17 protein-coding genes are annotated in these 18847 nt (G+C 36.6%); 9 read left to right on the plus strand and 8 right to left on the minus strand.

Features of this window, described 5'->3' with window-relative positions:
• Nucleotide 1: 1 nt before the first annotated feature.
• Genes CLV62_RS05225 through CLV62_RS05235 form a run of 3 tightly spaced genes read left to right on the plus strand, consistent with a single transcriptional unit; the run spans nucleotide 2 to nucleotide 6984 of the window.
• Nucleotides 2–3826, plus strand: coding sequence for an efflux RND transporter permease subunit (locus CLV62_RS05225; protein ID WP_110309729.1), 3825 nt, complete (start codon nucleotides 2–4; stop codon nucleotides 3824–3826).
• A gap of 19 nt (nucleotides 3827–3845) precedes the next feature.
• On the plus strand, nucleotides 3846–5357 hold the full coding sequence (locus CLV62_RS05230; RefSeq protein WP_110309730.1) for a TolC family protein: 1512 nt from the start codon (nucleotides 3846–3848) through the stop codon (nucleotides 5355–5357).
• A gap of 10 nt (nucleotides 5358–5367) precedes the next feature.
• Nucleotides 5368–6984: an efflux RND transporter periplasmic adaptor subunit gene (locus CLV62_RS05235; RefSeq protein ID WP_110309731.1), complete on the plus strand. Its 1617-nt coding sequence runs from the start codon at nucleotides 5368–5370 to the stop codon at nucleotides 6982–6984.
• Nucleotides 6985–7061: 77 nt separating this feature from the next.
• On the opposite strand, the gene CLV62_RS21995 is transcribed toward CLV62_RS05235, so the two are convergent.
• From CLV62_RS21995 to CLV62_RS05250, 3 genes are all read right to left on the minus strand, one after another.
• Nucleotides 7062–8375, minus strand: a complete 1314-nt coding sequence (locus tag CLV62_RS21995) for a GNAT family N-acetyltransferase (RefSeq protein ID WP_245904014.1) — start codon at nucleotides 8373–8375, stop codon at nucleotides 7062–7064.
• 329 nt (nucleotides 8376–8704) lie between these two features.
• Nucleotides 8705–9223, minus strand: a complete 519-nt coding sequence (locus CLV62_RS05245; protein WP_110309732.1) for a GNAT family N-acetyltransferase — start codon at nucleotides 9221–9223, stop codon at nucleotides 8705–8707.
• 308 nt (nucleotides 9224–9531) lie between these two features.
• Entirely contained in the window at nucleotides 9532–9876 is a 345-nt protein-coding gene (locus CLV62_RS05250; protein WP_110309733.1) for an MGMT family protein, read from the minus strand.
• Nucleotides 9877–9927: 51 nt separating this feature from the next.
• Here CLV62_RS05250 and CLV62_RS05255 point away from each other — a divergent pair, with 51 nt between their 5' ends.
• From CLV62_RS05255 to CLV62_RS05265, 3 genes are all read left to right on the plus strand, one after another.
• Complete coding sequence (locus CLV62_RS05255; protein WP_110309910.1) at nucleotides 9928–10749, plus strand: AraC family transcriptional regulator; 822 nt, start codon at nucleotides 9928–9930, stop codon at nucleotides 10747–10749.
• Nucleotides 10750–10813: 64 nt separating this feature from the next.
• Nucleotides 10814–11209, plus strand: a complete 396-nt coding sequence (locus CLV62_RS05260; RefSeq protein WP_170120017.1) for a nuclear transport factor 2 family protein — start codon at nucleotides 10814–10816, stop codon at nucleotides 11207–11209.
• A 91-nt stretch (nucleotides 11210–11300) separates the two neighbouring features.
• Nucleotides 11301–12173, plus strand: coding sequence for a carboxymuconolactone decarboxylase family protein (locus tag CLV62_RS05265; RefSeq protein ID WP_185144246.1), 873 nt, complete (start codon nucleotides 11301–11303; stop codon nucleotides 12171–12173).
• 51 nt (nucleotides 12174–12224) lie between these two features.
• Here CLV62_RS05265 and CLV62_RS05270 read toward each other — a convergent pair whose 3' ends face one another.
• The 5 genes from CLV62_RS05270 to CLV62_RS05290 all read right to left on the minus strand — a co-directional run bounded on the left by CLV62_RS05270 (nucleotide 12225) and on the right by CLV62_RS05290 (nucleotide 16063).
• A complete protein-coding gene (locus tag CLV62_RS05270; protein WP_110309735.1) occupies nucleotides 12225–13175 on the minus strand; it encodes a helix-turn-helix transcriptional regulator in 951 nt (316 codons plus the stop codon).
• Nucleotides 13176–13262: 87 nt separating this feature from the next.
• A complete protein-coding gene (locus tag CLV62_RS05275; protein WP_110309736.1) occupies nucleotides 13263–13688 on the minus strand; it encodes a VOC family protein in 426 nt (141 codons plus the stop codon).
• 112 nt (nucleotides 13689–13800) lie between these two features.
• Nucleotides 13801–14937 carry an NAD(P)-dependent alcohol dehydrogenase gene (locus CLV62_RS05280; RefSeq protein ID WP_110309737.1) on the minus strand — a complete coding sequence of 379 codons (1137 nt, stop codon included), beginning with the start codon at nucleotides 14935–14937 and terminating at the stop codon, nucleotides 13801–13803.
• 191 nt (nucleotides 14938–15128) lie between these two features.
• Nucleotides 15129–15353, minus strand: coding sequence for a winged helix-turn-helix domain-containing protein (locus CLV62_RS05285; protein ID WP_110309738.1), 225 nt, complete (start codon nucleotides 15351–15353; stop codon nucleotides 15129–15131).
• 128 nt (nucleotides 15354–15481) lie between these two features.
• A complete protein-coding gene (locus CLV62_RS05290) occupies nucleotides 15482–16063 on the minus strand; it encodes a hypothetical protein (RefSeq protein WP_110309739.1) in 582 nt (193 codons plus the stop codon).
• Between the two features lie 101 nt (nucleotides 16064–16164).
• On the opposite strand from CLV62_RS05290, the gene CLV62_RS05295 reads away from it, so the two are divergent.
• From CLV62_RS05295 to CLV62_RS05305, 3 genes are all read left to right on the plus strand, one after another.
• Nucleotides 16165–17382: an NAD(P)/FAD-dependent oxidoreductase gene (locus CLV62_RS05295; protein WP_110309740.1), complete on the plus strand. Its 1218-nt coding sequence runs from the start codon at nucleotides 16165–16167 to the stop codon at nucleotides 17380–17382.
• Between the two features lie 119 nt (nucleotides 17383–17501).
• Nucleotides 17502–18485, plus strand: coding sequence for an alpha/beta hydrolase (locus CLV62_RS05300; protein ID WP_110309741.1), 984 nt, complete (start codon nucleotides 17502–17504; stop codon nucleotides 18483–18485).
• Nucleotides 18486–18582: 97 nt separating this feature from the next.
• Nucleotides 18583–18795, plus strand: a complete 213-nt coding sequence (locus CLV62_RS05305; protein WP_110309742.1) for a hypothetical protein — start codon at nucleotides 18583–18585, stop codon at nucleotides 18793–18795.
• Nucleotides 18796–18847: the final 52 nt, after the last annotated feature.

The following is an 18847-nucleotide window of genomic DNA, read 5'->3' on the forward strand; positions in this document are numbered from 1 at the left end:
TATGATCAACAGAATAATCAAGTATTTTCTTGATAATAGGTTAATAACAATATTATTACTTATTATGATTATTGCATGGGGATTATCGACCGCCCCATTCAATTGGCATGGAGGCTTATTGCCTCGTGATCCTGTTCCCGTGGATGCAATCCCCGATATTGGGGAGAATCAACAAATTGTAGCAACCGAATGGATGGGACGTTCTCCAAAAGATATTCAAGAACAAGTTACCTATCCACTGACAACCTCATTATTAGGAGTTCCGGGAGTAAAAACTATCCGAAGCACTTCGATGTTTGGTATGTCGTTTATTTACATCATATTCGATGACGATGTTGAATTTTACTGGAGTCGTTCGCGCATTCTTGAAAAGCTCAATTCTCTACCCTCAGGCACTTTACCCGAAGGTGTACAGCCTAGTTTAGGACCCGATGCAACTGCTTTGGGACAAGTATATTGGTACACACTAGAAGGTAGAAATCCCGAAACAGGAGAACCTACCGGAGGATGGGATCCCGATGAATTAAGAACCATTCAAGACTTTTACGCAAAATACTCTATATCGTCTGCCGAAGGAGTGTCGGAAGTAGCCTCTATTGGAGGTTTTATCAAAGAGTATCAGGTTGAGATAAATCCTGATGCTATGAGAGCATTTAATGTCTCGGTGATGGATGTAATGAATGCAATCCAAAAGAGTAACCTCGATATAGGTGCAGAAACCATAGAAATAAATAAGGTAGAATATCTGGTCAGAGGATTAGGTTATATAAAAAATGTATCTGATCTCGAAGAGGCTGCAATAACAGTTAGAGACGGTGTACCCGTTAAAATAAAAGATGTTGCATTTGTCAACCTTGGTCCTGCTACCCGAAGAGGCGGATTAGACAAAGAAGGTGTTGAAGCTGTAGGTGGTGTAGTTGTTGCCCGCTATGGGTCTAACCCAATGCAGGTTATCAACAATGTAAAAGAAAAGATCAAAGAGATGGAAGCAGGTCTTCCCCAAAAGACTCTGGCAGATGGTACTGTATCTAAAGTTACAGTTGTACCTTTCTATGACAGATCGGGATTGATTCAAGAAACAATAGGAACACTCGAAACAGCTCTTTCGCATGAGATACTTATTTGTATTATAGTAGTTATTGTTCTCGTATTCAATCTACGGGCATCTATTATCATATCAAGTATTTTACCGATTGCAGTACTCTGTACATTTATAATAATGCGGTACACAGGTGTCGAAGCTAATATTGTAGCACTATCTGGTATTGCCATTGCTATCGGGGTTATGATAGATGTGGGTGTCGTCTTTGTCGAGAATATAATCCGGCATATGGAAGAGGAAGAGAATCTCACCGTCAGGAAAGGAAAAGCCTTTGTAAACCTTATCTATAAGAGTGTAAGCGAAGTCTCGGGAGCTTTATCTACTGCTATGCTTACAACAATAATCAGTTTCCTTCCCGTTTTTGCGATGGAAGCTCAGGAAGGTAAACTATTTAAGCCCTTGGCATATACAAAAACATTTGCTCTGGTCTCTGCATTCTTGTTGGGTATTGCTATGCTGCCAACCATTGCTTATTATATTTTCTCACTTAAAATAACATCTAAGCAAGTAAAAAAAGTAGCCAATATAGTTCTTGTAGCAGGAGGTATTATTCTCTTTATGTTCACAGGAGTTATTGCTGCTCTTGGGCTTACCTTATTAGGCTTGAATAATCTATTCGCCTATTATTGGGAGAACAACAAGATACCTACATATATAAATATTGGAATAGCCCTTCTAATAGCAGTGTATTATCTGACTATAGAATGGCTACCGATAGGAACACAAGAAGGTTTGTCTATCAATTTTGTATTTGTGATAGCGTCTATCGCCATCATATTGGGAATATTGTGGGTATTGGTTATCTATTATGAAGGCATTTTACGCTGGTGTCTGGCTCATCGTTGGAAATTTATGATGCTGCCTCTTGTAACCGTATTCTTCGGAATCGTTATATGGCTAGGCTTCGATACTACTTTTGGTGTAATAGCCAAAGGTTTTGAAACTGTTGGTTGGAAAAGTGTCAGACAGACAGGATTCTGGCAAGCATCAAGCGAGAGATTCCCGGGAATAGGTGAAGAGTTTATGCCAAGCCTCAACGAAGGATCATTTCTATTGATGCCCACAAGTATGCCGCATACGGGGATAGAACAGAATCTTCAATTTATAGAAACTCTGGATAAACGCATTAGCAACATTCCCGAAGTAGAAATTGCAGTAGGTAAATGGGGACGTGTAAACTCGGCTCTAGACCCTGCTCCAACTCAGATGTTTGAAAATACAATTAACTACCGATCTGAATATATTTTGGATGAAAATGGTCATAGAAAAAGATTCAAAGTAAACAGAGATGGCGAATTCATTCTTAAAGATGGCTCCGTTTATAAGCCAAAAGACGGATTCAGATTAATACCTGCTGATAGTCTTGTGGCTGATAATGGAGGTGATTATCTTCGTCAGTGGCGTCCTCATATTAAGAATACAGATGATATCTGGCAAGAAATAGTAAATGTTTCTCATATGCCGGGATTAACATCTGCGCCAAAATTACAACCTATTGAAGCTCGTTTAGTGATGTTATCCACAGGGATGCGTGCTCCGATGGGATTAAAAATATCTGGCCCTGATCTGGAATCTATCGAGCAAGGAGGACGAGTCATGGAGCAAGCTCTCAAAGATGTGCCTTCTATTTTACCTTCAACTGTCTTTTATGATCGTGCAGTAGGTGCACCTTATATAGAGATTAAGTTGAACAGACAAAATATGGCTCGTTACGGCATTACGGTTGCCGATTTGCAGGATGTAATAGGTGCGGCCGTGGGAGGAATGGCTCTCACCACAACCGTAGAAGGCAGGGAACGTTTTCCTGTACGCTTGAGATACCCACGAGAATTGAGAAGTAACCCCGATGAATTAGCCAGATTAATTGTACCTACTGCAACAGGTGCACAGATTCCGCTAAAAGAGGTAGCCGATATAGAATACACTAAAGGCGCTCAAATGATTCAGAGCGAGAATACTTTTCTTTTAGGGTATGTTATTTTTGATAAAATAGGAGGCAAAGCAGAGGTTGACGTTGTAAATGAAGCTGATAAAATATTAAAAGAAAAAATCAACTCAGGAGAATTACAATTACCTAAAGGTGTGTCTTATAAATTCGCAGGTAATTACGAACAACAAGAACGGGCAGCCAATCGCCTACTAATAGTTGTCCCACTTAGTTTATTAGCGATACTCTTGATTCTGTACTTCCAGTTCAAAACTGTGACTGCCTCATTTATTCACTTCTCTGGAGTATTAGTTGCTTTCGCTGGAGGATTCATTTTGCTATGGCTATATGGCGAGCCTTGGTTCATGAACTTCTCTATGGGAGGCACTAACTTACGGGATCTATTCCAGATGCACCCGATCAATTTAAGTATTGCCGTTTGGGTAGGTTTCATCGCGTTGTTTGGTATTGCAACCAATGACGGAGTATTGATGGGTACTTATATACACGATACGTTTTTAGAAAGAAACCCACAGACAAAAGACGAAATCCGCGAAGCAGTAGTTCATGCAGGATTGAGAAGAGTACGCCCCGCAGCTATGACTACGGCAACCGCATTAATAGCCTTGTTACCCGTACTCACATCAACAGGAAAAGGATCGGACATAATGATCCCGATGGCTATACCAACATTTGGAGGTATGCTTATTCAATCGATGACAATGTTTGTTGTTCCCGTGTTGCAATGCTGGTGGAGAGAGTGGGCTATCAAAAAAGGTGGTAGTATAAAAGAGTAACAATAAAATACACAACGATATGTTAGACAAAAAATATAAATATATAATAATACTCGTAGTAATGACTCTGATCAGCACTCCCACATGGGGACAAACCGCCGATTCGTTAAGTCATTATTTAGAGATAGCAGCCCGAAATAATCCGGGAGTAAAGTCCGATTTTCTGGCTTACAAAGCATCATTACAAAAAGTGCCTCAAGCAGGTGCTTATGAAGACCCTGAATTGGAAATGGGATTTTTTCTTCAACCGATGGACATTATTGATGGTCGTCAGGTAGCAGAATTTAAACTGATGCAAATGTTCCCTTGGTTTGGAACAAAAAAAGCAGCTCAAACCGAAGCTACTCATATGGCTAGAATGTCATTCGAAAAGTTTCGTGAGACAAGAGATAATCTTTTTCTGGATGTATATACCCAATGGTTTATACTTTGCAGCTTACAACAAAAACTGATTAATAATCATGAGAATAAGAAGCTCTTAACTCAGTTAGAAGAACTTGCTTTGAGAAAATTTTCTTCGCCATCAAGTGGTTCCAGCTCAGGGTATGCACTCTCCGCTCCTGTTCAAGCAACTTCAACTACATCTACTTCAACAGGTGGAGGCATGTCTTCTATGTCATCAATGGGTGGCGGTGCTGCTACACAGGCAGCAACCCAAAGTAGTAGTGGAATGTCATCAATGGGAGGTTCAGGTGGAGGCAGTATGTCAGGTAGTTCATCTTCGGGAATGTCGGATGTACTACGTATTCAGATGGAAATAACCGAACTGGATAATAACATAGAAAGCCTTCAATCTGAAATAAAAGCAGAAAAAGCCAAATTCAATGCCCTACTAAATCGTTCAGCTGATAGCGAGATTATTATTCCTGATTCATTCGATCAAATACCTTTCCTTTTTGATGGAGCATCAGCAATGGATAAGATAACAGATCAGAACCCCATGTTGGGAATGATAAATGAAGAGGGGCTTGCTTATAAAGCTAAAGCCGAAATGGACAAAAAGATGAGTTATCCGATGTTTGGTATAGGACTTCAATATATGCTTATCAATAAAAGCCTTCCTACTGAAACAGCTCCAATGAGCATGGATATGGGCACATCTAATACGATGAGCAGTATGAATGGAAAAGACATGATTATGCCTATGGTGTCGGTTAGTATACCTATATACAGAAATAAATATAAGGCTCAACAAAAAGAAAGTAAGTTTTGGTGGCAAGCTAGTAGAGAGAAATACACCAATACTCTCAATACTCTCGAAGCCGAATTATACAAGACTAAACATCAATTGGATGACGCTTCGCGAAAAATTGCTCTTTATAAAAAGCAATCCAATTTAGCACAAACAACTTATAATCTGGTTGTGCAGGAGTTTATTTCGGGAAAAAGCGATTTGACGAATGTAATTCAGGTTCAACGTCAGCTTCTCGATTACCAATTGAAGGGAGCCGAAGCCATAGCTAATTATAACACCATGGTTGCAGCCATCCAGAAATTGATTTCATTTAAAGATATAGAAGAACAAAAATAAACTACATATTATGGATACGAACAAAATAAAAAATATACTAAGAAACAACTATCTAAAATATGGTTTGATTCTTATCGTTGGACTATTTCTTGGATGGGCTATATTCGGTAACAATCCCCATAGTCACAGCGAAGCAGAAGAACATGCACATGAAGATGCAGCCGGACAGGTATGGACATGCTCTATGCACCCACAGATAAAAATGGATAAACCCGGTAAATGTCCTATTTGCGGAATGGACCTGATTCCCCTGAAAACATCAGGCGGATCGTCTGATGAAGCAATAGACCCCAATGCTATACAGATGTCGAAAGAGGCTATCGCTTTAGCAAATATTCAAACAACCAAAGTGAGCCGTCAGAACCCGATAAAAGATGTACAACTATACGGAACAATAAAAGCGGACGAAAGATTGTCGCAATCTCAAACCTCACACGTAAATGGACGTATAGAGAAATTGTTTATCAACTTCACAGGAGAAACTGTGAAGCAAGGGCAAACAATTGCTACCATCTATTCTCCTGAGTTATTGAGTGCACAGCAAGAATTATTGGAAGCTGCGAAAATGGCATCCGCTCAACCTCTACTTGTTCAGGCAGCCAGAGAGAAACTTCGTTTATGGAAATTAACTGACGATCAGATTCTAAATATTGAACGATCGGGTAATGTTTCTCCTCTTGTTGAAATAAAAGCAAATACAGGAGGTATTGTTGTGAGCAAGAAAGTAAATCAGGGAGATTATGTGAATCAAGGAAATGTACTATTCGATATAGCCAACCTTTCTCAAGTATGGGCAATGTTCGACGCTTATGAGGTTGATCTACCTTTTCTAAGAGTAGGTGATAAAATAGATTTTTCGCTACAAGCTGTACCTGGTAAAACATTCTCGGGTAGAGTTTCATTTATCGACCCCATATTGGATAAAACAACACGTACAGCAAAAGTAAGAGTAGAGACAGCAAATCCCGGCTTTCAATTAAAACCAGAGATGTATGCTAATGCAATTATAAAAGCTCCATTGAAACAATACAACAATGAGATTGTTATTCCTAAATCTGCCGTATTGTGGACAGGTAAACGCTCAATTGTATATGTAAAACAAACTGATGGAGATGCTCCAGCATTTATGTTGCGCGAAATAGAGTTAGGTCCCTCTCTGGGTAATTCTTATGTTGTTATTTCAGGAATTAACGATGGCGACGAGATTGTAACCAACGGAGCATTCTCTATTGACGCCAGTGCTCAACTTGAGGGAAAACGTAGCATGATGAACGAAGAATCTTCACGTCCCGTTACGGGACATGAAGGTCATGATATGTCGAGCATGGGCAGTGATAGAGATATGAAGACAAACTCTTCTACTAAGAGTGAACATGCAATCATTAATGTTCAAGGGCTTTGTGACATGTGTAAGGATCGCATAGAGAAAGTAGCAAAAGGAGTGAGCGGTGTATCTTCCGCTTCGTGGGATCAAAAGACTAAACAGCTACATCTTAACTTTGATGCGTCAAAAACATCTGTTGATGCAATAAGCAAAGCAATAGCTAAAGTTGGACACGATACTGATAAAGACAAAGCAGATCAAAGTACTTATGATGCATTACCTGGTTGTTGCCAATACAGATAATAAAAATACCCCCTATTCAAAAGACATTCAAATATAAAGGACAGAAGGATAAAACCTTCTGTCCTTTATTATTTACTCTATTTTTCCGCAATAACAAACATCTCATTATTTGACGTAAAATCATTATTTCCTAATAGTTTATGCTTCACACACATATTTTTAAAACCAACTTGGCGGAGAACATTCGTTATTTCATCTTGAGTATAATACCTATCCCAAATAATGAAGTGTTGAATATCCTCTCCCTGAATCAAATTATACTGATATGCAAAAGCATTACTTTCAGTATAATGAAAAGTCTGACTCAACAATAAATACTCATCTTTTGCCCAAAATCCACCACTCGAAGTATATTCCCAATCAGAACCTTCTTGTTTGTCTTTGATTATATCCTCATTGAAAACATCAAAAATAATTTTCCCTCCCTCTTTTAATGAATGAAAACAATTATTCAATAAAATGTCTCTATCATCATCGGAGTGTGTACCCATGTCGCAATAGATCATAATGATGGCATCGTACTCTCCATGAGGAAAATTCTTGATATAGTCACCTTCAATATATTCTATGGATTCATTCTGCTTAACAGCATATTCGATCGCCTTTTTATTAAAATCAATACCAGTTACAGTATGCCCTTTTTGCGTGAGAGACTCAGCATACAATCCCGGACCACAGCCAAGATCTAAGATTTTACTTTTAGGCTTAATTTGCTGATCTATAAAATCTACTATTGTTTCTATCGATTCCTTATTCCTGCTAGCTGCATCGGAAGAAGGATTAAGATGTGCTTCCAATAGATTCTTTTGAATATAAAGATCAGTCCAGATAGAAGCCTCGGTCTTCTTAAACACCTCCGGTTTTGTATTAAGTATGTTCATTCTTTTACTTTTTTCTAATTTCCACCAAAAACCGGTATCAGATTCATCATACTTTTTCATCCCACATTTTTTCAATACTTTTTGGGAAGCATCATTCTCTTTATCTGTTTCGGCTATCACACTATTTACCCCACTTTGAGGCAATGCCCATTCGCACATCGCTTGAACAGCCTCTGTCATATAGCCTTCATTTCTATAATCTGCATTTATGCCATAGCCTATTTCCACATCGGAGTTCTCTTGCGGTGAGTTCTTAAAATTGGCACTACCTATAGATTTATTCTCCGATTTCAGTATAATTTGTCTATTACCTAACCAAAGGTAATTATCAGGATCACTTAGAGCCTTCTTGTATTGAGCTTCCATTGCACTCTGTACATGCTCGTCAAGATGCTCTTTAGAAGGTGTTAATCCTAAACTTTGCTCCATCTTTTCAACTCCGGATAGCCACAATTCAAATTGCTCCGCTGTAAGTTGTATAATTCTTAATCTTGTTGTTTCTATAATCATTTCAAATTCGATTCTTTAATTATTTCGATATAAATCAGCACTTTAAACAGAGATACAATAAACTCACCATTAGGTTACAAATAAACTTATTTTGTATACTTCTGTCACCTTTTTAAGACATTGATATTCAATACACAAAGAAGAAAAAGGTTACAAAGGTTACAAAAGTGACACTTTTTTTACGGGTTTTATTTTTCCTCTTGCTTGTTACTTTTACACAGCACTCTCATTATTTATAGATAAATAAAAGATACCTTTTATCCGGTTAAATTTGCTCCAATCCTTCAACAATAGACGATCACAAAGGTCGCCCATCCAGTAGGAACAGATCAGAATCCGATTATCCCACTAACTCCTTGCAAAGCATTTTCTTTGAGTTCACAACACATTACATACTGATCGGGAATACTATTTGCATTATTTATTCCAAACTCAGATGTTGATTTGAAACCAAATCGGTGATAATAACCCGGATCTCCACAAAGAAATACAGAACTATATCCCATTGACTTGGCACGTTCGAAACTTTCGCGAATTACCATCGAACCAATTCCCTTATCTCTATATTCTAAGAGTACGGAAACAGGAGCCAAAAGAAGCACTTCAAACTTTTTATCTCCATCCGTTATATAGGTCTTAGTTAGCATTACATGGGCTATCAATTTCCCTTCATATTCTACAACCAAAGCCAATTCGGGAATATAGTTCTCACTGTTTCGAAGCTTTACGGCAAAGTCTTGTTCATCTCCGTCTTTTACTTTAGCTGTTTTAAAAGCTGTTTCGATAAGATCGTATATTTCTTTGTAGTCTTTCGGTTCTTCTTGTCGTATAATCGTTTTATTTTTCATTATAATCTTATAATTATGAATACGCGAATCGATATCAATACCTCTGAAGCAGAGATACTATAACGTTATTGTAAAAAATGGATATAAAAATAGCATCAGACAGTTAAGAGATGTCCGATAAAATAGTGAAAGGATAGCATGTATCGATTAGACACAAGCTATTTACAACACCAGATACTTATTTGTAGTAAACATAAAATTATATAAGTAAAAAGGCGTAAGGCCTTTGTGTAGCAGCAAAGATATAATTTATTTTGAAAGAGAAGTATTCAGCAAATAAAAATATATTGATATCGATTCTTAGTAAGTCAGATGTTTATCTCTTCTAGAGGATTCCAATAAACAGTTTTCCAGTTCTTTATTTTATTGTTGACAATAACTACGCCCTCCGCTTCTAAGAGCTTTTGCATTTCACTCGAACCTCCAAAAGCATCTCTGCCCGATAATATCCCCTGACTATTCACCACCCGATGAGCGGGAATACCGGTTTCGAACGAGTTACATTGGCTCATTACTTTACCTACCATCCGAGGCATATTGTAGTAACCCACAGCCTTGGCAATAGCTCCATAGCTGGTAGCACGCCCGGAGGGAATTGTTTTTACAATATCATATACAGCCTGAACAAAAGCTTCTTTATCTATTTTATGCATAACTTTACAGAGTTAGTGCCAATCTTTATATTTTCAACAAACATACAAAATATGTTACAGAAATATTCCATATCAGAAATACTCTCTATTTCTAAAGACTTTATCCCCCATTTTTCGGGAACGTTCGAAGGAACAGACGATGGCGATGTTGAATGGCCTCACCGTCATTCATTCTACTCTCTGGTATGGTTTACTGAAGGGACGGGCTTATATGTAATCGATTTTCAGGAATATGAAATAAAACCTCAGCGCATTTTTTTGGTTAATACAACCCAGATACATAATTGGGATTACTCCGACAATTGCAAAGGCTATATATTGATGGTAGACCAAACTCTAGGTAAAGAACTTGATGTGGACTGCCCATTCCCGTATATTGATATTGAAGGAAAAGACAAATCGCAAGTAGAGATTGTCTTGCAAAACCTGATTAAAGAATCTGATTTAAATGATAATCTATCACTCAGTAATATCAGGATAAGTATCCAATATGTGTATGCCCTTGTCCGCAGAATTGCTAAAGAAAAAGAAATCAGTATTCATCCCCACAATTCAGTTATCGAGCAATTCAGAACGCTTATATTTGATTACAATATAAAGCTTTCGATAGAAGAATATGCCGAAAAACTCAACATTTCAACAGACGAATTGAACACAATCTGCAAAACTTCAACAGGCGAATCGGCAAAGCAATACTTGTTAGACCTAAAGATTACAGAAGCCAAACGACTTCTGCTTTTCAGCAACCAAAACATCAATGAAATTGCTTTTCAATTAGGTTTCGAAGATTCATCTTACTTCTCCCGAATATTCAAAAAGAAAACATCTTTCTCTCCGTCCGACTTTCTAAAAAAGTACCGAAAACAAGAATAAAAGTCCTATAACGATCATTAGCAGCTAAACTACTTTTGTACTACAAATATAAAAGTAGATGATTATGTCAAATGAAGAAATTGTAAAAATGTACTTTGGGTATTTCCTCAAAGGAGATACGGCTAAAGCCCTCGAATTGCTCAATGACAATGCAGTTTGGTTGGTTAAAGGGTCTCAAAATGTACCCACAGTTGGTAGAAGGAAAGGTAAGGATGAAATTGTGGATTTTTTCCGGAAATTCACCCAAAACTTCGAACCTAAAGAATTTAATATAAAACACTATTTTGCCAAAGAAAATTTAGTGATTGTCATCGGCGATTTCACCCATTTTGTTAAACCCACATCAAAACTAGTAAGCAGTGACTGGATGATCGAGTTTATTGTTGAGGAAGGTAAAATATGCAGTTATCGGATTCTCGAAGATTCTTACGCACTCTATCTCGCTTTCCTAAACGATTAACTATAAACATAAGGCTGCACATCACTTACCTGTTGAAGCTCCTCAGGAATTCTATAACGCAATTGTAAAATTTTTATAACCTAAACAAAAAATGAAATTCAGAATAATATTTACCCTGATATTTATTACACCTCTGGTTGCATCAGCACAAATAAAAGATATGAATACAATAGAAAAATCGGAACGTTACCAACGTGGTTGGAACAAGTTACAGGAAATTGACGGCGAAGCTGGCGAAAATGTTGTAAACGGACTCAAAAACATTTCTCCCGAATTAAGCCAATTTATTATAGAATATTCTTTCGGGGATGTATATAGCCTTGATAAATTGGATAATAAATCGAAAGAGATTGCTGCCGTATCATCATTAATTGCACAGGGAGCAATTCCTCAATTAAAAGTTCATCTCAATGGGGCATTAAATACAGGAAGTTCTGTTAATGAAGTAAAGGAAGTGATCTTGCAGATGTCAGCTTATGCAGGCTTCCCGAAAGCTATTAATGCAATGAATGCTTTCAAAGAAGTATTAAATGAAAGGAAAGAGAAAAGTATTGTGGATAGTATAGGACAACAACCAACGCCTAATAATGAAGACAGAAGAAAAACAGGCTCAAAAGCACTGGCAAGCCTCGATTCGAATCAAGAACAACTGATAATAGATACTTATGATAACTTCTCTCCCGAACTCACAAGATTTGTTATAGAATACGGATATGGCGATATATACTCTCGGGATAATATTGATAAGAAACTTAGACAAACAGCTTCTATTGCAGCATTAACAACTTTGGGAAATGCTCCTTCTCAATTAAAATTCCATATAAACGGAGGTTTAAATGTAGGACTAACGATAGACGAGATTAAGGGTATTATGCTTCTTATGACAGTTTATGCAGGCTTTCCGGCAGCTATTAATGGTACTAACATTCTGAAAGAAGTTGTAGCAGAGAGAAATAATAAATAACAGATATAAATAGTTTAGCTCCTTGTTTTACCAACCTAAAGCAAGGAGTTTTCAACTTTTATGTCCAGAATATTTATTGAGTAATGAATTGATCTGATCTTTTACTTTTTCTTTCAGAATATCGGGTTTTATAATATTGGCAATATCAGCAAACGATAAGTACCATCGGGCGAAATGCTCTAAGTTGAATATCCTGAAATGTATGTCCGTATAATCGCCTTCAACTTCCTCTTTCAACCAACCGTGGTAATATTTATAATCGTTGATAGTTATTAGATCAGAATTTTTGACGCGAATAATCACTTCATAAATATCCTTTTGCAATCTGTATTTTTCAATGTATTGAGGCAATGATAAATGTTCTTTAGAAAAAGGCTCATCTGTTAGAGCAAAACTGCTTATCTTATCAATACGAAAGCTTCTATAATCGTTTCTCAATCTACAAAATGCCACCATATACCAATTTATCTGGCTATAAAAACATCCGATGGGTTCTACATCTCTTTCGGACATGTTTTCGTTAGTGAAATAAATAATGCGCATCACCTTCTGTTCTGAGATACTTTTAAGAATACATTGTGTTATGGCTGTTGGAAGCTCCCGGCCTGTATCACTCTTACCCAAAATACTGATATTATCTTCAACATCCGAGAGATAATCCTTTTCGATATATTTTAAAACGGCTTTTATTTTGCTCATCCCCGACTTATAGGATTGCACATTCTGCAAATCGCTCATCTTTTCGATAAACTTTTCGGCCGTAAGAAATGCAATCGCTTCTTCACGTGTAAACATCAATGGGGGTAATTTGTAACCATCAACAAGGGAGTAACCGATACCCACATTTCCGATAATGGGAATACCTGCTTCTTCAAGAGTGCGTATATCACGATAAACAGTACGCAAAGAAATATCGAATCGATCGGCTATTTGCTGTGCAGTTATTACCGATCGGGATTGTAATTGTACAAGTATGGAGGATATTCGTTCTAGTCGGTTCATTCGGCAGTTCAATTGAGAGTATCGATAAAGATATAAAAAGAATGTGTTGACCACAAAAGTAAGTCAACACATTCTCTATCTAAGATTTTAATTGCGCTTTGGCATTTGCATAATACTCCAGTTGATACCGAATCTATCGGTCAGATTACCGTAATTCGGAGAAAAAGGTTTTGCTCCGAGAGGCTCAATTATTTCTGCTCCTACCGCCAGTTTATCGAAAGTTTCTTTTACATTTTTATCGTCAAAGAAAACAATATCAAGATGAATATTATTTCCCACAATAAATCTTTCACCGGGTAGAATATCCGAAACATTAAAACAATTATTACCAAAATCTAATCGGGCATTTTCAATGCGATTCTTAGTACTCTCGTCCAATTGATCGGCTAAAGTATCACCTTTGCCGTCTCCATAGCGGATCATATTCTCTATTTTTCCGTTAAATACTTCTCTGTAGAAATTAAGAGCTTCTTCGGCTTGTCCATCAAATGTGATATAGGCTTTTACTAACATAATTTTACTTGTTTTATTCGTTATACTTTGTTATCATCAGCAAAAGTACAGGCAACAAGTGACAGCCTTATGTCAGTAGCAAAAAAGAAAATTCAATAAAAAATCTGACACCTTATTTTAATGACGCCATATCTATTACATATCTGAACTGAACTTTTCCATCCAATACATTCTTATATGCTTCATTAATCTTTTGAATAGGAATAACTACCACTTTTGGATAAATATTATTCTTAACTGAATAATCTAACATTTCCTGTGTTTCGCGAATACCACCGATAAGCGAATGATATATTTTTCGTCTGCTCCACAAAGCATATGTACTTAATGTTGGAGTTTGATCTATGGGAGGTACACCCAAAAGTACCATCGTTCCATCCACTTTAAGCATAGCCATATATGGTTCTACCTTAAAAGCAAAAGGAATAGTACTGATAAGCAGGTTGAATGAATTATTCAAACCTTTCATTTCTCCTTCGTTCTTTGTATTCACGTATTTTACGGCACCCATATCTAAAGCTGCCTGACGCTTATCGTCTGTTATGTCGAAAACCGTAACTTCCGCACCCATCGATATAGCATATTGCACTGCCATATGTCCTAAACCTCCGAATCCTGCAACCGCAACTTTATCTCCTTTCTTCACATGATTATAACGCAAAGGCGAATAGGTAGTTACACCTGCACAAAGAAGCGGAGCCACTTTATCTAATGGCACATTATTGGGAACTGTTATAGCAAATGATTCTTTAACAACAATATTTGTAGAATAGCCGCCTTTCGTATACCCCTCGTCTTCGCTGCTACCGTAGGTATATGTAGCACCTTTTGTACAGAATTGCTCCTCACCTGCTTTACAGTATTCGCATTCTCCACACGAATTTACCATACAACCTACTCCGGCAATATCTCCGACTTTAAACTTATGTACATTTTTACCCGCCTTAGTAACGCGTCCGACAATTTCATGGCCCGGAACGCAAGGATAAGGGGTACCTCCCCAATCTCCCTTAACTGTATGTATATCTGAATGGCAAATACCCGAATAAAGGATATCGATCAAGATATCGTTGTCACCAACCGCACGCCGTTCAAATTCGTAGGGAACAAGATCACTTTTGGCATCCATTCCTGCATAAGCTTTTGTATGAATGCGTTCATTGTGTGAAGGATTGGTCTGTGCTTGAAGATAATTACAGAAGAATACGAATATAAAAGACAGAAGAATGTGTAAGGCTAATTTTCTCATAAATAATCAATATTAAATGAATGGATAATTTATCTCTATTTAATATGATCGTTCAGAAAAGAAAAACCCTACTAAAAAAGGGTATAAAATTCGCATCATCAATTCTATTACCTAATTATAAATAATCTTATTTGAAAAAAATTAAGCCCATAACAATAAGATTACTTTATTATCATGGGCTTAATCCTGAATCAATAATACATTTCGGGAGAAGACGAAACCAACTCAACATATAAAGCGTCGTCTTTCTCTGAAAAAAGTATCTTATTTTCTCGTGCCAACCATCCCAAAGCCATTAATATAAATCCATCACGATAATCGGTTAGTTCTCCAATTTCATGTATAGATAATATACCCTTCTCTGAAAGATGTCTCCAAATAGTTCCCGCATCAATACCAATATCTTCTTTAAACATATCAATTAATTTTTGTGGTTCCTCTTTTAACAAATATGTACAAAAACCGGCAGAAGCACATGTTCATTTCTTCCTTTAAAATGTTCAAAATTTCTCATTATATGAAATAAACAAAGAAATTACTCTTTTTAAGCTTCACTTATTTTAAATATCAGTAAACAAGTTGTTTCATCAATCTTATTATAGAGCAACTCTTCTTTATCTTGTATGTCTTCCGAATAAGTAAATCCTTCTTCTTCCATATCCTCAGACCACACTAAATCTTTATGCTCTTGACATAATTTCCTCACATTCTTTATATCTTCGGTGAAAGAAGTATGCATACCCGAATAAGTAAGTAAAGTAATAATCGTTTCCAATTTATGTTGACTTATATCTGAAATATTCTTTATAACACGAAAATCTTTTGGCTTTAATATTTGCTCACCCTGCACAACCAAGTTCATTCTACGATACAAAGCCTGTAATTCTTCGATACGCTTTTCAATAAGATCTTTTTTATCTCTTTTTATCTGTAATTTACGATCTAATACTTCAGGAATATAAACAGCCAGAAAAATAGTAACAACAAGAGTACCTACATCTACAATATTAATTGTATCAGCAACTGACAGATGATAATAATGACGGATTGCTATACCCACAATAAGACCAATAGCAACCAAAGAGAAGTACAAAAAGTACTTTAAAAATTGATTCGAATCTTTCATCCGAGAAATCTTATGTTAATAATTGGATAGAACTAATATCAACAATAAACAAATGTCTGTACCAATTGGTTCTTTACATATAAACGAATAAACAGAGAACTATGGATTTACACTCAGGGTTACCCTATTGGATTGTAAAAAATCCTCTTTATGATTATTTTAATCCTCTGGAAAAAGATATCGCAATTGATATTGCAATTATAGGATCGGGCATTACAGGAGCTTTAGTTGCTCACGAATTATGTGAAGCTGGACTAAAATGTTGTGTTGTTGATAAACGTACGCTTTCAACCGGAAGTTCCTCTGCAAGTACTGCATTATTGCAGTATGAAATAGATGTGCCTCTATACAAAATGGCTAAAGAATTGGGAGAAGACAAAGCAGTTTTAGCATACCGATCGTGCCTGCAAGGAATTACAGATATTGAGAAAATATTTACAGACATTGGTATCAATCCCAATTTTGAAAGAGTCCCCAGTGTTTTTTATGCAAGTAACAAGCAAGGATTATCTTTAATTGAAAAAGAGTTTGAAATACGTAAGAAACACAATTTACCTGTCACATTTTTAGATAATAAAGAATTGAAAAAGAAATACGGTATTGATGCTCCGGGAGCTTTAATGAATAAAGAATCAGGCCAAATAGATGCGTATTTGGCTGCGATCACCCTTTTGGATTACCACAGAAAAAAAGATAACCTGAAAGTATATACCCACACAGAAATAGACCAATGGACAGAGACTACAAAAGGCTATGAGTTAGTAACAATAAAAGGGAAAATCATAAAATGCAAATACGTAGTAATAGCTGCCGGATTCGAGGTAGGCAAGTTTCTTCCTGAGCAGGTAATGAAACTTACTTCTACCTATGTTATAATATCACAACCTGTACTACCCGAGTATTTATGGTACAAAAAAAGCCTTATTTGGGAAACAAATGACCCTTATTTATATATCCGCACCACTAATGAAAATAGGATTATGGTAGGTGGTGAAGACGAAGAATTTAAAGATCCTGTAAAACGCGATGATCTCTTAAGAGAGAAAACTGCAATTCTCGAAAAAAAGTTTAAAAAGCTATTCCCCAAAACCCCTTTTATCACCGATATGTCATGGTGTGGAACATTCAGTTCAACCAAAGACGGATTACCCTATATCGGAACATGGCCGGGTAAAAACAGAATGTTCTTCACTCTGGGATATGGAGGTAACGGTATCACCTTTAGCATAAATGCAGCTCAAATGATAAGGAATAAACTTGAAGGAAAAACAGATCCAAGAGAAGCAGTATTTGGTTTTAAGCGAAGATCTAAGACATAATAAGAGATTAATAATAAAAATATATTATTTACTCAATAACAGTTAAATAGGCTCAAAAAGCAGAACTTTTCCATGAGCTGGTCGGTTTTAATAAGATACGACTTTAATAAATTACTCTTATGGAAAATAAAAAACAAAAGGCACCGGATTATCTGAAAGATCCACATCTGAGTCTAGAAACTAAGGAATATTTAAAAGTTCTGAATGGTGGAGGTCCGGCAGTTGAAACCCTCTCAAAAGAGGATGCCCGTAATGTACTTACAACTGTTCAGGCAGGGGTAAAAGTAGATGTCTCAGGCATTGAAGAATCAGAAAAGACGATAACATATAATTCTCAGACTCTTAAGTTAACAATCGTTCGCCCTAAAGGAGTAAAAGAAAAACTACCAGTTTTTATTTTCTCTCACGGAGGAGGATGGATATTAGGAGATTACCCAACACATAAACGTATGGTTCGCGACTTAGTTGTAGAATCGGGATACGCCGCCGTATTCGTTAATTATACACCTTCGCCCGAGGCTAAATATCCACAAGCTATTCATGAAATTTACGAAGCTACCAAATGGGTTGCCGAGCATGGTAATGAAATAAATGTAGATGGTAAACGCCTCGCATTAGTAGGAAATAGTGTCGGCGGAAATATGTCAATCGCAACTAGCTTGATGGCCAAGAAGAATAAAGGTCCCGAAATTAAAGTTCAGGTTCTGTTATGGCCTGTGGCAGACACTAACTTTGAGACTGATTCATACCATATATATGCTGAGCAACGTTTTCTTACTTCTTCTTTGATGAAGTGGATGTTCGATCAATATACCACCGACCCTAAAGAACGTAAAGAAATATATTTAGCTCCATTACAAGCTTCATTAAGTGAGCTAAAAGATTTACCTCCTACTGTTATTCAGGTAGCCGAAAATGATATTTTAAGAGATGGAGCAGAGGCTCTTGGACGTAAACTAGATGAAGCGGGTGTAGATGTAACAACAGTTCGTTACAATGGTGTCATTCACGATTTCGGACTATTAAACGGATTTGCAACTATACCGCAAACACGTTCTTTATTTACATATACAGCAGCAGTATTAAAACATTACTTAAAATAAAGTCTAAATTCTAATTATATCTATCCTCGGATAAATATAATTAGAATTAAAGGCTCTAAGCCATAAAATAAAATATAAACTATTAATTTATACAGTTATGAAAAAAGTAATTTTAGGAGTAGGAATCGGTATCGGTATTATTTATTTAGCTCGCAAAATGTACAATGACGGACAACTTGATTGTTGTTGCGATGAAATTGATAAATTCCTAAGCAAGTCCAAAAGGAATTTGAGAATTGCTGCAGATGCCGCAAAACACGAAGCAGAATACATCAAAGAACGTGTAGAGGATACTATCGGAAAGAAGTAAAACCAGATAGTTACCTGATTTAAAAGAGAAAGAGGATAATCAATTGATTATC

Origin of the sequence: Indolivaga alginatilytica (assembly GCF_003201355.1) — a bacterium.
Classification (GTDB): domain Bacteria; phylum Bacteroidota; class Bacteroidia; order Bacteroidales; family Dysgonomonadaceae; genus Dysgonomonas_A; species Dysgonomonas_A alginatilytica.

Excerpts from the sequence above, each read along its gene's own strand:
- CLV62_RS21995 (WP_245904014.1), bottom strand. The coding sequence starts at position 8,375 with ATGATTATAGAAACAACAAGATTAAGAATTATACAACTTACAGCGGAG.
- CLV62_RS05275 (WP_110309736.1), bottom strand. The coding sequence starts at position 13,688 with ATGTTAGTAAAAGCCTATATCACATTTGATGGACAAGCCGAAGAAGCT.
- CLV62_RS05290 (WP_110309739.1), bottom strand. The coding sequence starts at position 16,063 with ATGAAAGATTCGAATCAATTTTTAAAGTACTTTTTGTACTTCTCTTTG.
- CLV62_RS05295 (WP_110309740.1), top strand. The coding sequence starts at position 16,165 with ATGGATTTACACTCAGGGTTACCCTATTGGATTGTAAAAAATCCTCTT.
- CLV62_RS05265 (WP_185144246.1), top strand. The coding sequence starts at position 11,301 with ATGAAATTCAGAATAATATTTACCCTGATATTTATTACACCTCTGGTT.
- CLV62_RS05235 (WP_110309731.1), top strand. The coding sequence starts at position 5,368 with ATGGATACGAACAAAATAAAAAATATACTAAGAAACAACTATCTAAAA.
- CLV62_RS05285 (WP_110309738.1), bottom strand. The coding sequence starts at position 15,353 with ATGTTTAAAGAAGATATTGGTATTGATGCGGGAACTATTTGGAGACAT.
- CLV62_RS05260 (WP_170120017.1), top strand. The coding sequence starts at position 10,814 with ATGTCAAATGAAGAAATTGTAAAAATGTACTTTGGGTATTTCCTCAAA.
- CLV62_RS05245 (WP_110309732.1), bottom strand. The coding sequence starts at position 9,223 with ATGAAAAATAAAACGATTATACGACAAGAAGAACCGAAAGACTACAAA.
- CLV62_RS05250 (WP_110309733.1), bottom strand. The coding sequence starts at position 9,876 with ATGCATAAAATAGATAAAGAAGCTTTTGTTCAGGCTGTATATGATATT.
- CLV62_RS05225 (WP_110309729.1), top strand. The coding sequence starts at position 2 with ATGATCAACAGAATAATCAAGTATTTTCTTGATAATAGGTTAATAACA.
- CLV62_RS05300 (WP_110309741.1), top strand. The coding sequence starts at position 17,502 with ATGGAAAATAAAAAACAAAAGGCACCGGATTATCTGAAAGATCCACAT.
- CLV62_RS05270 (WP_110309735.1), bottom strand. The coding sequence starts at position 13,175 with ATGAACCGACTAGAACGAATATCCTCCATACTTGTACAATTACAATCC.
- CLV62_RS05305 (WP_110309742.1), top strand. The coding sequence starts at position 18,583 with ATGAAAAAAGTAATTTTAGGAGTAGGAATCGGTATCGGTATTATTTAT.
- CLV62_RS05230 (WP_110309730.1), top strand. The coding sequence starts at position 3,846 with ATGTTAGACAAAAAATATAAATATATAATAATACTCGTAGTAATGACT.
- CLV62_RS05255 (WP_110309910.1), top strand. The coding sequence starts at position 9,928 with ATGTTACAGAAATATTCCATATCAGAAATACTCTCTATTTCTAAAGAC.
- CLV62_RS05280 (WP_110309737.1), bottom strand. The coding sequence starts at position 14,937 with ATGAGAAAATTAGCCTTACACATTCTTCTGTCTTTTATATTCGTATTC.